Consider the following 14,930-nt stretch of genomic DNA (forward strand, 5'->3'; position numbering starts at 1 on the left):
CGTCCCGCGATGACCGCGGCAGCGTTCTCACGAACGCCCCCAACGTTCCTGGGACATCAAGCCCTGGCAAGCCTCAGACAGCGACGGTCATAACAGCATCCCCGTTCTGCCCGATCCGAGTCAATCGACGCGCTAGAAAATTCCCTCTCCGCAGCGCGGCAGTTTTTCCATTCGGTGATTGAGGCAACTGCTCATGGCATCGAGTGCAAATCCCGAAGCCGCGGTGCAGATGCACGCGACCGCACGCGTCGCAACGCCACCAAGGCGCGTGCTCATCCACGAGGTGAACATGCAGGCCATCCAGCCGCACTATTCCGTCCATGTGGCCCAACTGTCCGAGTCGATCTAGCCAACCGCTCAAACGACGATCTACGTCTTCCCCGGTTGCCTCGGCAAACCGCTTCACCCTTCCCGGGAATTCGCGCGGACTTGATATCGGCGCAGGGTCGCGATATCTGTTCCCTTCCACTGCATAGCTGTCTCCAATGACTCGAAGAAGGGCATCCAGCTGATCGGAGTCGGGCTCTTGAGATGCTGTAAGCGACGGATAGCCAACGCCGGTTTCCTCCAGGGCGAAGTACGTCTTAGAAAACAAGACCTCGTAGGTCAACGGTCGCTGCTCGTCAGCCATCGCGGCGCGCGCGACCCCCGCCGTGTCATTGACATCAATCGAGCGCCAACGAGGCGTTCCACCACGGCCATCGATCCATGAGTGCCAAGGTTTTCCGCAAACTACATCGATGCCCGCAGGATCTATGGGATGAACACCGAGCTCAACGTGGCGACGCATGAGAGCTTTCAGCTCTGTATCTCGTGGACTGCGCGGCTCAAGCAGATCAGACAACGGAACCCTTGACCCGTCTCCAGCCGCCTTCAGCTGGTCAACTCGGTCCTGAAGGTCCATTGCCTGCTTTCGCTTTCCACTCGCCCAGAGTCGATCCACCTCCGCCTGCATCTCGTCAAGGCGTGCCAGTTGCTCGCCGCGCGCCAGCGACACATTGCGAATTTCGGACACCAAGAGCTGCCGTCTCATGTCTTGGTGATGCCGACGTTCTATGTCGAGCGCGGCGCGAGCTGCGTCCTGCCGGCTATCTGAGAAGACAATGGATTTCGCAGCAGAGCCCGTAACGTGGAGCAGAGAAAACAGTTCCGTTGCCAGGAGCTGCGAAGCTTTGGCAAAGCCGATCCGGAAACTTCTAAGCGGCGAGGCGACGCCCATACCTGGCTTGCGCTTCCCGTAGTCAGTTCCGCAAGACGGACAGCACTTCGGCAAAGCCGACCCCGCTTTTCGCTCATGACCAGGCGGCGCTGCAAACACCTGACCCGGTACGCTCCAGGGCCCATCCCCGGAGGCTAGAAGAACGCTGTTCCGCGTGTCGAGCACGCGCGGTCTCCACTGCTCTAGTTTCCCTACTGCCCTAGGCTCTCGCGTAGATGGCCAGAACACTGCGTAGTCAACATGCGCCATATCCTCATAAAGGGTGTCGCTAGTTCGCTCAGGCAGTTCCTCAAGGTTGGGGGCAGTTGTCAGAATTTCTGAGCTCGCCGCACCGTCCGGGCTTCTCCGACCTCCGACGAATAGCTCACCGCATGCTTCGCAATACACGAGTTCGACAAAGCGCCGCAACAACCCATCTTTGCCCTTGGCGTGGGTCATCCCTCGCTCAACCGTCGGCGACTCATAGAGGTAGTTGCCATCCTCCCGACGGACTGTGCCGAACAGTCCGTCCGTACTTCTAAAGAAGGCATGGATACGGACGCTTGGAAGCGTCGACGCTGCGACCTTTTCATACATGGCCTTGAGGCCGATTCGATCAGACAACCCTCTAAGGATGCACAGTCCCTGAAGCGCAATCCGCCGGTCGGGCGAATGCCCGAATAGGCTTTCAGCTACAACGTCCGCAGCAGTTGCCCGAGGCCGGCCAGTAGCCGAGTCCCGGCAGGCGTAGGCCAGCAACGCCGCCACTTCACCGACGACGTCCACCGCAATATCCGCCGTATCTCTGCCACTGGTTTGAATTGCCAGAGTCTCAGCAACTGCTTGGATCGCTTCATCCAACTCATTTGACCGACGATCTATAGACGCGACGAACCGATCTGGCCCATCTGCAAATTTGTGCACCACTGCGACAAACGGCGATGCAGCCAGCGGCAGGCGTGCCGACGCGACGGCTATCTCTTGATCACCCGGCACAACCGCGCCAGCCCATCTATCAGCGCTTCCAGCGTCCCCTTTGCCGCTAGACGTGCCAAACGAAGCAAAGAATTGGCGTAGGTAGGTCGCTGTGTCCTCTGCTCCCGCTTCCTCACCAATCGGCAGTGAAGCACTAGAACCGAGCACTCGCAGCTTGTGGCGCATACCATCACGGTGAAGCCCAAGCCGCGCTACAAGCGATCGCAAGAGACCTACGACCTCCGATCCAGCCGATCCACGGATGAGGTGCAATTCGTCAAGAATTAGATAGAAGTAGGCGTCGTCATCGCGCTCCAACCAATCTCGCGTAGCGTCCCAGATTGGGGACTCAACCTCTCGAACCAGCATGGTCGCCAGCATCGACATGTTCGTCACAAGGACGTCTGGCGGCGTGGACTGCATATCCCATCGGCTCACCAACTCACCGCCGTCGAGCGCAGGAAACATGTAGCGTGTTTCGTCATGATCACCCACAACTTCACCGCGCTGTCTAGCCTGCTCGACACGCTCTTGTGCTCGCTGATCATGGTCACGCGCAAGCGCCTGGCCCTTCCACATATCGGCCATGCGTGCGGCCAACTTTTCCTTTCGACGTTCAAGGCTTCGCTTCTCGCCGTCGTCGTCGTACAGACGCGGATGCTCTAGGTGCCCTGTCACGGGCGTATCGCCCGTGTAGCGGCCGAAGAAGATGCGGTTGCCATGGAATCGGCTGTCCATCACTCGATGAGCTTCTGGAGAATCGAACGTCCGACGAAGACGCGCCATCTGGTCTTCGACAAGCGCATTCATCGGATACAAGAGGATCGCTCGTACTGCTCTTGGCCGGTCAGGATGCTCGTTAGCACGACGCAAGCGAAAATCCGAACCGTCGTCGAACCAGCGCTCGGGGCTCAATGGCCGGCGAGGCTTCGGCCAATGAATGGCCTCAGCGGAGAGCGCGGCGAGCAGGGGCAGCATGAATGACTCGGTCTTACCTGAGCCGGTCCCCGATGTGACGATGCCCGGAGTGCCAGGATGCGCGCCCCTTTCCAGCATGTTCCATTGATGTGTGTAAGGGCGAACGCCGCGCCTGCTACGCCGCAGCATTTCAGGATCGTCAGTGTCCTCCCCGGGAAACAAGCCAGAGAGCGCTAACTCAGCGAATGCTCGCCGTGCCTCATATGAGAATCCGCGCAACGGGTTGCTAGCTTCAGAAAGGCTCCTGACGTCCTCAAGCAGGTATTGGCTCTGCCTGTAGCGTGGCACCACCTCAAGAAAAAGGTCCGTCGCGAGCGTACCTGGCTCTCGCAGCAGCACCTGCCTAGCCGAAGCTAGAGAGGCATCACGTATACGAAAAGCTGTGTCGAGGTAGCTCAGCCAGAACTCTCGAATGCGATTGAAGCCGCCAATTGGATCAAGCATCGTTTCCTCTCTATCGCGTAGACCTGAGACTCGCAACCGCGCGCAGACCTAGCTTGAGAGCCTCATGCAGGGATGAGGGGTCTGCTTCAGAAAGAAAATCTGCCCATCCGGCAGCGGCATCACGCGCCATGACTTCAGCGGTGTTGATGCCCACGGCTGCTACCCGCAGTGCTCGTCGAATAGCTGCGGTATCTCGACCTCGCTTGGCTACGAGTTGGAGGGTTTGTCGAGAGAGCGGCGGCGGATCTGACACCAGCCAACGAGTCGGCGCGGCCCCGGCAGAACCCATGATGTCATCGGACCTTGCCGCATCAGCAAGAGGTCGAGGAGCGAGTGCCGCCAAATACCTTGCTGGATCACTAGCTGGCGGCAGTTCCTGGGCGTCCTCCGTCCTGGCCGACGGCAGGGCGATGACAAGCAGATTTCTCGGTCGCTGAGCGCTGTCGAGTACTGCCTGGAGGGATGACAACCACAGGCGGAAAGGTGCTGCATCTAAGTCCCGGATGCAAAGAAGCACCACTTCACTGGGCACCTGGTGTGCACGGTGCCATGCGAGAGCGAAGGCAGTCGGGCGACCGGTGGGCGACGTTCGCCAAAGATCGTCCAGCCCAATCACGGAGGGATCGGCAGCATGCACGCGTATTACTCCTCCAGCAACAGCTCGCGAGTACGCACGAAGGCAACTGTCGGCCATCGGCCCCGCCAAAAGGACCATTTCGCCCGAACGCGCAAAAGCGTCCAAGAGCAGCATGTCTTCGCTCGACACTCCCGCCCATTGCGCCTCATGTATCAACCGATTCCCAATTTGGCGAGCGTCAACTATCTCGCAAGCCGCGTTGTCGATCGCGAGTGCCCATGGAGGCAAGGAATTTGGCAAGAAGGGCGGAACAGATTTTTCTCCGCCGTTCAGCAATGCCTGAAGTCTTGTCGCAAGCGCACCGACGGCTTCGTGATCTGCCCCACCTGCGACTTCGAACACACGTCGCGCACCGTCAGAAAAATTGACCAAGCTCGCGCGCAGCGCCTGAAGCTTTGAATCAGCTGCTGAGTTGCCTTCTTCGATCAAGGCACGCTCTCGAAGCAGATCGGCAATTCGCGCCTCAACCTCGTCGAGGTCTCGCTGCCTTTCGTCCAGAAGCGTCTGCGCCGCTCCGACGTCCTCCTTCACTTGCTTGATATCTGCGTTAGCTTTCTCGCGATCTCGGTGCAGCGCCTCAAGAGCACCGGTGCCGAGCTTCAAATCGCGGGATACGTCTCCAAGCTTTTCGTTCAGCTCAACCAACTCCTTCTCTCGACCGGCAAGCCGAATGGAGATTTCCGACTTAAGTTTGGACTCCATCGAGCTGATCACTTCGCGCGTTCGGTGCTCGATCGCAGTCTCTAGCAAACGTTTCCCCTCATCTGTGTCTATGAGGAGTGCAGTCATCGAACCTAGCGCTTCCAATGAGCGCGCTGTATCGCTCCATTCGACTCTCAGTCGCTCGACGAACAGCTGCAACTCCTCAGCGGAACTGGCGGTCAAATTCGCTTCGTGCAAGGCTCGATGTAGACGGCGATGAGGCGCGTCGGTGCCACGAATCATCGCCAGATACGAGGACAGCGCGCCTCGATACCGGTCAACCACGGAGGCCAAGAAGTCTCCGTCAGAGACCCAGGTAACGCGTGTGACGACTTCAGCAAGTTTTCCCGGCAAGAACGGTGGGCCACCGTCCACGCCAATTCCCAGCCAGCTCTGGTCAACAGGACGCAGTTCAACAGACCCGTCTGTTGGCAGCTTGACGTACCACTTGCCTTGGCGAAGTTCGAACTTGAGGAGCGCGCAATACCCCTCCGGCAGCAACGCCACCGCTGAATTGCCATTGCCTTCTGGCAACACCACGCCCGTCTCGCATAGGGTACGTCGCGCTTGCGCCATAGAGCCTTTTGAGAGATTGAGCATCGGCAGAGCTCGCTCTGGGTCCTTCGCGACCCATCGATCCGAACCGCTCTCGACATGACATCTGAACAGCCAGTACGTTCCAACCCGCTGATGCGACGCAGCGTTTTTCTCGCCGTACACCACGCCTTTGTTGAACGCTTTTCGGCGCTCGGGCTCAGATACGGAGTCCCAGCTTGATCCGGTGAAGCGCGCTACCGGCTTGAAATGGCTGTAGAGGTTGTTGGCTTTGTCTAGCTGACCCAGCCACACATCATTGTCACCTGCCATATTGCTCATACGTCATTTCATTGCGATGGACGCCCGTGACCAGCCGTCGAGGCGATGTCTTGCTCGGCCGAAATCGGCCACGGTTATTCCTGCACTGACTTCGGCCGGTCTATCCAACACGGCAACAAACGCCCTCCCGAGAGCCACGACTAAACCGGGCACAGCACTGGAGGAATATGCATAGCGCCAGGCGCCTTTATGCATGACCGGGCCCGGTGCGCGAAGGGCGCCTATATACGCCGTGCGTGCAAAATGCAGCGGCAAATGGCCCTCAAGGGCACAGCAAAGTAGGATGTCGCCTATCGGTTGGAATAGTGGCTTTCCAGCGCGCCTATGAGCCTCGGCGACGGCCGATGTCCGCGATGAGGTTAGAAAGGCTTGTCCTCTTCCCTCCACTGCATAGACATCATGGCGATCCGCCTCCTGACGGCGGTACCAAAGCAGACGCACACCGCTACTGCTACTGGCTTGGCTGAAGCCACCCGCACGCCAGTCCCACTCACGATGCACGTGGAAGCCTGCAGTCGTCAGCTTACGCGTCGGCCAGCAACGAGGCGCGCTCACCAGTGAAGCGATGAGTGCATCGCCGACTGGCCAACCCAGATTCGTCGAGAGCTGTGTGACATCCACATTCGTCGCGCACATTGACGCAACGGAAAATGGCCCGAGCCCTGCTCGGGCAACTACTCGGCCGCCCATCGCCGACGCTGTCAGCTGGAACCGTCTCCGTATTGCTGCGCTGGCGGAACCGGTAAGCAACGCGACATCACCACCGTCAGTCAACATACGGACAATGCGAGGGGGAACAAGGCGCCATCCCACGGCGCGCCATCCTTCATGGACGACACGCTCTAGCCAGCCTGCCTCATGGAGGGATCGAAGCACCTCCCAAGGAGATGGCCCTGGACACAGCTCGCGAACCGTCTGCACGAGTTCTCGCTCGGACCAGCCTGCACGACCGAGCGCGTATATCACCTCAAGAAGGTCATCAAACGGCTCAGGGTGTACGGCGGCCTCATCGTCAACACGCAAGTTGACCTGTCCTGCGACGATCCATGCCTCCTGCACGCACTCTGGATCGGTACACCAGGCGGAGGGAGTAGGCGGGATTGAGGCATGCGCCGGCGCATCGCCGACGAAACGAACCGGAAGCTCCACAGCAAGCGCCTCACCTCCAGTTAGCGACTCCTGTAGACGGATTCGATACAGCCCGTCAACCGGACTCTCCGCGACAAGGCGGTGCATCCCGCCCAAACTCTCTTTAGCCGTCACCAACGCCCTGGCATGCTCGCTGGCGGGGCGCAAAGTTACGGCCCCACTCCCCCTTCGTCGAACTGACGGCAGCACAGAAGGCCGACCCAGCCATCCTGCCCTCGTGCGTACGCCGAACTCAATCTGGAGCGGACGTACAACAACGGCTGATGGCGCCTCAATATTTAGTGCGCCGTGTATCAATAGAGCGTCTTTTGCCGCCACCGGGCCTAGGTGGTACCAGGCGCCACCCACAGCAGCCAGCGAAGGCCGGATCGCCGCCGGGATGCTTGACAAATGGCGGGCGTGAATCAGGTACCTATGCAGTTGGCCATCACAAGGCGGGATCGAAGACGCGGTCCAAACTCCGAAGCGTTCAGGCAGGAAAGGAACGGCACCGGCATCGAACATGCGACGCAATCGCAGCGCAGGCTCGCCGCCCCATGCATGCAAGCGACGAGCTGTCTCGTCCACACTCTCGGTAAAGGGTGGACAGGTCGCTTGGACTTCGGTGCCATCCCGATCCACCATGGCGACATACAGACGGACATCTGAGACGAGTGCTCCTGACACCAGCTCGATGCGGGCAAGGACGAGTTCCGCCTTCTTGCGCGGTTGACTATGCCGAGCGGCACGACAGACCACCGGCCAGAATCTATGAAGTTCCAGCAGCGAGGTACCGCAGTCATAGAGTTGCCGGAAAGATCTTGCAGCCATGACCATTTCTGGCCGATAGCCTCGCTCATCGATGATCAAAGGGCAGATATCTAGTGCGGTCTCTTTCGGCCCCTTTGACGCTCGAAGGAGTCGCGGGCTGGAGTCAAAGTCTGTTCTCAGCGCCTTGATGGCACGCCAGTTTGGAAACGCGATAGCGTTACTCAGGCCGATATGCTTACCTGGTCCAGGCTGCGGTAAAGAGACTTCGCGGATGGGGTGCCCTTCCGAATGGCGCAGGCCACACCATCTCACCAGTGCATTCCACATGTGCGGAATTCCTGATCGACTGCCGAATGCTCTTTCCGATTTCAGCAGGCGCCTCAGGTTGTGCCCGAAGTCCTGGCTGTCTGGGTCGTCATAGGCAGACGCAACGACCGCGCAGCTTAGAACCAAGAAACGCAGGAATCCTGGGGCTCCGCGATCAGGCCAGCTACGCAGCCAACCGACCTCTAGGGCAGCTGAAACTTGGTGCGGCCCTTCACAACCTCCGACTAGCAACGCCATCGCAGTCTCGGCATCGGGCGCTCCGAAGGCATCCTGAAGCGCATGGTCCGTCGCATCCAAGTAGGACAACGGGCCAGCACCTCCGGGGCCATCCGAATGAAGGTAGTACCGGACTAGCGCCGCCTCGATCTCGACGGGCGTCGAAGATCCCAATTTCGTTCCTACCAGCGTCAACCCTCCCGTAGAGACGCTCTTGCCGGCGCCTAGGATCCGTAACGTTCTGAAACCTACTCGATGGTACGCCGCTTAAAGGGGGCTCGGAACAGCGGTCCTACCCTGATATCTGCCTGCTCAGGCGGCCGCGCCTCACGACTGGCTACCGCCTCTGGCTCATCCGCGAATAGGCGTGGAGTCTCCATAGGGTCGAGTGAAGCTTGTGCATGGCGTGCTGGGCCGGATCAGCGAGCAGCGAGTTCCAGGTTGAGCGCAAACCGACAGCGAGTTCAGAGTTGAGCGCAAAGAGTTCAGAACTCAGCGCAAACCGACACAGACAAACAGCCCGTCCCCCCGAATCTGCAGTCCGTCGCGCCCCGCTAGGTCCCAGCCCGGCCTGGAGATATGGTGTGCTACATCAGCAACACACCTCGGAGCGCTCATGACTCCCACCTGGACAGACCAGGCGCCGATCTACCAGCAGCTGGCCGACCGCCTGGCCGTGCAGCTGCTCGACGGCAGCCCCCCGGAAGGCGAGGCCCTGCCCTCGGTGCGCCAGCTGGCCAGCCAGTACGTCATCAACCCGCTGACCGTGACGCGGGCTCTGCAGGAGCTGAGCGAGCACGGCCTGATCGAGTCGCGCCGCGGCCTGGGGATGTTCGTCATGGCCGGCGCCCGCGAGCGGCTGCTGCGCCACGAGCGCGAGCAGTTCCTGCAGAAGGACTGGCCGGCGCTGCGCGCCCGGCTCAAGCGGTTGGGCCTGAGCGCCAAGGATCTGAACTGGGAGTCGACATGATGAATCTCATCGAAGCCAAGAACCTGACGCTGCGCTATGGCAAGAAGACGGCGCTGAACGATGTCTCGGTGGCCGTGCCCAAGGGCCGTGTCGTCGGCCTGCTGGGCCACAACGGCGCGGGCAAGACCTCGCTGATGAAGGCCCTCGTGGGCCTGCTGCCGGTGCAGGGCGAGCTGACGGTGCTGGGCCTGCAGCCCACGCGGGACCGCCAGCAGTTGCTGGAGCAGCTCAGCTACATCCCCGACGTGGCCGTGCTGCCGCGCTGGGCCCGGGTGCATGAGCTGATCACGCTGATGAGCCGGCTGCAGCCCAAGTTCTCGGCCGAGCGCGCCCGGGCGCTGCTCAGGCGCACCAGCGTCGGCGAGGGCGACAAGGTCAAGAGCCTGTCCAAGGGCATGGTGGCGCAGACCCATCTGGCGCTGATCGCGGCCATCGACGCGAAGCTGATGATCCTGGACGAGCCGACGCTGGGCCTGGACGTGGTCTCGCGCAAGAGCTTCTACGAGATGCTGATCGACGAGTGGTGCGACGGCGAGCGCAGCGTGCTGATCTCGACGCACCAGGTCGAGGAGGTCGAGGCGCTGCTGAGCGATGTCGTCATGCTGGACGAGGGGCGCGTGGCGCTGTCGATCAGCCTGGAGGACATCGACCGCCGCTTCGTCGCGCTCAACCATGACCCGGCCGCCGCGGACGCGATGGCCGCCGCCCACCCGCTGCTGCGCTACCGCGAGCAGGGCCGCACGACGGCACTGTTCGACGGCGCGCCGCCCGAGCATGTCGCCAGCCTGGGCCAGCGCGTGCGGCCCAGCCTCGTCGACCTCTTCATGGCGCTGACCCGCAACCCGGCGCTCAACGGCAAGCAAGCCTGACCTGGAGGAACAAGCCATGAACAACCACATCCCGACCCTGCTGCTGCGCGAATGGATGCAGCACAAGCGCGGCTGGCTGATCGCCGCGTTTGCGCCACCTCTTCTTTTCCTGGCCGTGCTGCCCTTCAGCCACATGGATGGCCGGCCCGATGGCACGCTCGAGTTGATCGCGCTGGCGATCCTGGTCATCTGCAGCTGCGCGATCTACGGCATTGCCTTGCTCGTTGCGCTGTTCCAGCTGCCCGGCCTGGCGCGGCGCGATGCGCAGGACCGCTCCATCGAGTTCTGGCTGTCGCTGCCCGGGCGACCCAGCGAGAGCGTGGCTTCGACGGTGCTGGCGCACGCCTGGCTCGCTCCGGTGGGGGGCGCCGTCGTCGGCGCGGCCTTTGGTCTGCCGATCGCGTTGTTGATGCTGGGCCGCATGTTCGGCTGGGCCGACACGATGGCCCTGCACTGGGGCGAGGTGGTGGTGGCCGCACTCCCGCTGCTGCTGCGTGGGCTGGTCGGCACGGTGCTGCTGACGCTGTGGCTGCTGCCGCTGATCTTCGTGCTGATGGCGGCTTCGGCCTGGCTCAAGCGCCTGGGCGTGCCGGTGGCGCTGGTGGGCGGCGGCGTGGCGGTGGCGGTGATGCACAAGGTCTATGGCATCGATTGGCCGCTGGTGGCACTGCTCGACCTGAACGAGCACATCAATCACTCGTTGCTGTATGACGGCCACGGCCTGGTTAGCGCGCTGCGGTCCGGCCTGGACATCGGCGGCTACATGCTTCAGGACCTGGGCCGCTCGGCGGCGGAACTGATGTCGCTGTCCTTCGTCGGCTGGATGGCGGTGGCAGCGGCGGGCTTTGCGCTGGTGGTGGCGAAGCGCGCGCGTGGCGGCTGAGCCTGCGGCAGGCCGAAGCGACATGGGGGCCGACGAGGCCCCTTTCTTGCATCCGGTCGTTGGCGGCCGTCAGGCCGGCGCGCCGGCCAGGCCGTCGCCCGAGGGCGGCACGATGCGGGCGGCCATCTCCTTGCGGAAGCGGTTGAGCTCCTGCACGGTGGCGAAGCTGCGGTCCATCAGCAGGCTCATGTTGTGCAGGATGCGCTCGACGACCTTGCTTTCCCAGACGCTGTCGAACTGGATCTGCTTGTCCAGCCAGCGCTCCAGCCACTCGGGGTCGGGCAGGCGGCTCTGGATGGTGTCGCGCGGGAAGAGCTTGGTGTTGACGTGCAGGTTGGTCGGGTGCAGGGCCTGGGCCGTGCGGCGGGCGCTGGCCATCAGCACGCCCACCTTGGCGAAGGCGGCGCGCGCCTCGTCGCCGAACTTGGCCATCGCGCGCTTCATGTAGCGCAGGTAGGCGCCGCCGTGGCGAGCCTCGTCGCGCGACAGGGTCTCGTAGATGGCCTTGATGACCGGCTCGGTGTGCCATTCGGCGGCGCGGCGGTACCAGTGGTTCAGGCGGATCTCGCCGCAGAAGTGCAGCATCAGCGTCTCCAGCGCCGGCGCCGGGTCGAAGTCGAAGCGCACCTCGTGAAGCTCGGCCTCGGTCGGCACGAGGTCGGGGCGGAAGCGCCGCAGGTATTCCATCAGCACGAGGCTGTGCTTCTGTTCCTCGAAGAACCAGACGGACATGAAGGCCGAGAAGTCGCTGTCCTCGCGGTTGTCGCGCAGGAACATCTCGGTGGCGGGCAGGGCCGACCACTCGGTGATGGCGTTCATCTTGATGGTCTGGGCCTGCTCGTCGGAGAGCCTGGCCGGGTCGAACTTGTCCCAGGGGATGTCGCTGTCCATGTTCCAGCGCACGGCTTCGAGTTGCTTGAACAGTTCGGGGTAAAGCATGGGGAATCCTCGTTTAGAGGCGGGATTCTAAAGTTTGCGCCGTCCGGCTGCTCGGGGCCACACAGGAGCCGGGCGGCATGGAGGTGCCGGTCGCCGCTGAATTCCGATGGTTTTTTGAGTTAGCGGTACTGTTCTTGGTTGACGGTCGACATCTGGCGCGCCACGCCGAGCGCCGGCCATGCCGACAACAATCGTCGCTGGAAAGCGGGACAGTGCCTTGGAACTTCCTGCCTCGGCCCCACTCTCCAGCTACACATGCAGTGATAACCCGTATCGAGGTTCGCGAGGAGTTCCCATCCACCGAATTCAGGCCGCCCAACCTCTCTGAGCGCAGAGCAGCAATCTCGGAGCCCTTCTCCTCCTCCTCCCTCCCTCCCTCGTTGGTTCCGAGGCGTTCCGCGGCCGCTTTTACGCCCAGGCCCGTGTCATCGACACGGGCCTTTTTCGATCTGGAGTGCCTTGCGCAGCGACTGCCGTCGAACCGGCTTCGCCGGGCCACTGGCAGTGCCCCTGGAGGGGCGCGCGAAGCGCGTAGGGGTGGTCTATTTCAACCAGCCCTTGCGGCGGAAGTAGATGAAGGGGGCGGCGACGGAGGCGATCATCAGCGCAAGCGCGAACGGATAGCCCCAGGGGTGGTCCAGTTCCGGCATGTGTCTGAAGTTCATGCCGTAGATGGACGCGATCAGCGTCGGCGGCAGCAGGGCGACGCTGGCCACCGAGAAGATCTTGATGATCTTGTTCTGGTTGATGTTGATGAAGCCGACCGTGGCATCCATCAGGAAATTGATCTTGTCGAACAGGAAGGCCGTGTGCGAGTCGAGCGAATCGATGTCGCGCAGGATCTGGCGCGACTCCTCGAATTGCTCGGCGCTCAGCATGCGGCTGCGCATCATGAAGCTGACCGCGCGGCGCGTGTCCATCACATTGCGGCGGATGCGGCCGTTCAGGTCCTCCTCGCGGGCTATCGAGCCCAGCACTTCGCCGGCCTCGGCGTCGGTCACATGGTTCTTCAGCACGCGGGTGCTGACGGCCTCCAGCTTGTCGTAGATGCCCTCCAGCACGTCGGCCGAGTATTCGGCGTCGGCGTCGTAGAGCTTGAGCAGCACGTCCTTGGCATCCTCGATCAGCGCCGGGATGCGCCGCGCGCGCAGGCGCAGCAGCCGGAACACCGGCAGGTCCTCGCCATGGACCGAGAACAGCACGTTGTCGCGCAGGATGAAGGCCACGCGCACATTGCGTGCCGGCCTGGCCGCGGGGCCGTCGTCGCCCTCGATGAGGAAGTCGGAGCGGATGTGCAGCTCGCCGTTGTCCTCCTCGTAGAAGCGCGCCGACTCCTCCAGGTCCTCGTCGACGATGTCATCGGGGATGACGATGCCGAAGCGGTCGCGTATCCAGCCCTTCTCCTCGGCGCTCGGGTTCTCCAGGTCGACCCAGACCGGGCGCGACTGGGCCAGGTCCTCGGCGGTCTCGATTTCCTCCTGGAACAACCCGCCCTTGAGGCGGCCGTTGTCCAGCGTGAACACGTTCAGCATGCATCGTCTCCAGCGGCGCTGGCAGGGGGACGACGGTGGGCGCCGTCCGGGGTGGCGGGGCAGATCGACCGGCTCACTCCGGGCGGGGCGCGTGGCTCAGCGCACGTGGCGGGAGCGGACGCTCACCGAGGGTGACCGCTGTCCAAGAAGCTCTCCACGATGGGCGATAGCCGAGGATTATTGCATCGCGCCAGCGCGTGAAAGAAGCCGCGAAAACGAGTCCTGACCTGCGACAAAAGCTCACCGTCATCCCCTTGTCATGCGGCCGCTTCGCGCGCAAACTGGGCTCGTCGATTCCCCACTCCCACCCACCTCCGCTACCCGAAAGACCCCCTCCCTCCTCCTCCCCCTTTTCTCAGTTCTTTCAGTTTTCCGGTTCCGTTTTTCCCGACCCATTCCTCTGAAAGGAGGCTTTATGAATCTGACGATCAGTGGCCATCATCTCGAAGTCACGCCCGCTCTGCGTGAGTACGTGCTTACCAAGCTGGACCGTGTGACCCGCCACTTCGACCAGGTCGTTGACATCAACGTCCTGCTGACCGTGGAGAAGCAAAAGGAGAAGGAACGCCGGCAGCGAGCCGAAGTGACGCTGCACGTGAAGGGCCGAGACATCTTCGTCGAGCAATCCCACGAGGATCTCTACGCCGCCATTGATCAGCTGATGGACAAGCTGGACCGCCAGGTCTGCCGCCACAAGGACAAGGTGCAGGATCACCACCACGCCTCGGCCAAGCGCCTGGAAGTGCCGGCGCGCTGAATCGAGCCCCGGCTCATGCATCACGGCGGCCTGCGGGCCGCTTTTGCTTTTGCGATGCGCAATCGATGGCAATCGGTTGTTGCTGCAGTGCCGCAAAAAACCGGAATCGGGGGCCGGCAGCGGCGTTTTCCACGTCCCTAGGGTCTGCCGCCCACCCCAAAACCGCCCGGGGTTCCATAATCTGCGGCTCAGATTGACCCACCAGCCCGGTTCCGGCCGCGCCCGACAGGCGCCCCCGATGCCCGGCCACCGCCCATGAACCGTCTCGCCGCCATCCTGCCCGCCGACAACGTGTTGGTGAATGTGGATGCGTCCAGCAAGAAACGCGCCTTTGAACACGCCGGCCTGCTGTTCGAGAATCACCACCAGATGGCCAGGGCGCTGGTCACCGACAACCTGTTTGCACGTGAGCGCCTGGGCTCGACCGGCCTCGGCCATGGCGTCGCGATCCCGCATGGCCGCGTCAAGGGGCTGAAGAACCCGCTCGCGGCCGTGCTGCGGCTGCAGCAGCCCATCGCCTTCGACGCGCCGGACGACGAGCCCGTCGGCCTGCTGATCTTCCTGCTCGTGCCCGAGGCGGCCACGCAGCGCCACCTCGAAATCCTGTCCGAGATCGCCGAGATGCTGTCCGACCGCGAACTGCGCGAGCAGCTGAAGACCGAGCCGGACGCCGCGACGCTGCACAAGCTGATCGCGGCCTGGGAACCGCTGAAGTCGGTCGCCTGATG

Annotated in this window: 9 protein-coding genes; 5 read left to right on the top strand and 4 right to left on the bottom strand. The window is 62.4% G+C overall.

The genetic code is table 11. The annotated features are described in order from the left end of the window. Positions 1–73: 73 nt before the first annotated feature. Both EV671_RS13150 and EV671_RS13155 read right to left on the bottom strand, forming a co-directional pair. The gene (locus tag EV671_RS13150; RefSeq protein WP_132572055.1) at positions 74–3,595 is read right to left on the bottom strand and encodes a DEAD/DEAH box helicase; all 3,522 of its coding nucleotides are present in this window, start codon (positions 3,593–3,595) and stop codon (positions 74–76) included. 10 nt (positions 3,596–3,605) lie between these two features. Then, the gene (locus EV671_RS13155) at positions 3,606–5,810 is read right to left on the bottom strand and encodes an NACHT domain-containing protein (RefSeq protein WP_132572058.1); all 2,205 of its coding nucleotides are present in this window, start codon (positions 5,808–5,810) and stop codon (positions 3,606–3,608) included. Positions 5,811–8,868: 3,058 nt separating this feature from the next. On the opposite strand from EV671_RS13155, the gene EV671_RS13160 reads away from it, so the two are divergent. Genes EV671_RS13160 through EV671_RS13170 form a run of 3 tightly spaced genes read left to right on the top strand, consistent with a single transcriptional unit; the run spans position 8,869 to position 10,974 of the window. Further along, entirely contained in the window at positions 8,869–9,222 is a 354-nt protein-coding gene (locus EV671_RS13160; protein WP_132572061.1) for a GntR family transcriptional regulator, read from the top strand. Then, entirely contained in the window at positions 9,222–10,091 is an 870-nt protein-coding gene (locus EV671_RS13165; protein WP_165917559.1) for an ABC transporter ATP-binding protein, read from the top strand. Before EV671_RS13160 ends, EV671_RS13165 begins: the two co-directional genes overlap by 1 nt. A 16-nt stretch (positions 10,092–10,107) precedes the next feature. Beyond that, positions 10,108–10,974 carry a hypothetical protein gene (locus EV671_RS13170; protein ID WP_132572067.1) on the top strand — a complete coding sequence of 289 codons (867 nt, stop codon included), beginning with the start codon at positions 10,108–10,110 and terminating at the stop codon, positions 10,972–10,974. A gap of 69 nt (positions 10,975–11,043) precedes the next feature. Here EV671_RS13170 and EV671_RS13175 read toward each other — a convergent pair whose 3' ends face one another. Beyond that, positions 11,044–11,913 (bottom strand): ferritin family protein, encoded by an 870-nt coding sequence (locus tag EV671_RS13175; RefSeq protein WP_132572070.1) that lies wholly within the window; start codon positions 11,911–11,913, stop codon positions 11,044–11,046. A 542-nt stretch (positions 11,914–12,455) separates the two neighbouring features. Beyond that, complete coding sequence (gene corA / locus EV671_RS13180) at positions 12,456–13,445, bottom strand: magnesium/cobalt transporter CorA (protein ID WP_132572073.1); 990 nt, start codon at positions 13,443–13,445, stop codon at positions 12,456–12,458. A 415-nt stretch (positions 13,446–13,860) separates the two neighbouring features. Here corA and hpf point away from each other — a divergent pair, with 415 nt between their 5' ends. Next, on the top strand, positions 13,861–14,202 hold the full coding sequence (gene hpf, locus EV671_RS13185) for a ribosome hibernation-promoting factor, HPF/YfiA family (protein ID WP_056200061.1): 342 nt from the start codon (positions 13,861–13,863) through the stop codon (positions 14,200–14,202). A 255-nt stretch (positions 14,203–14,457) separates the two neighbouring features. Continuing rightward, positions 14,458–14,928, top strand: a complete 471-nt coding sequence (ptsN, locus tag EV671_RS13190; RefSeq protein WP_132572076.1) for a PTS IIA-like nitrogen regulatory protein PtsN — start codon at positions 14,458–14,460, stop codon at positions 14,926–14,928. Positions 14,929–14,930 lie beyond the last annotated feature (2 nt).

The organism is Roseateles saccharophilus (assembly GCF_004342485.1).
Classification (GTDB): Bacteria; Pseudomonadota; Gammaproteobacteria; order Burkholderiales; family Burkholderiaceae_C; genus Pelomonas; species Pelomonas saccharophila.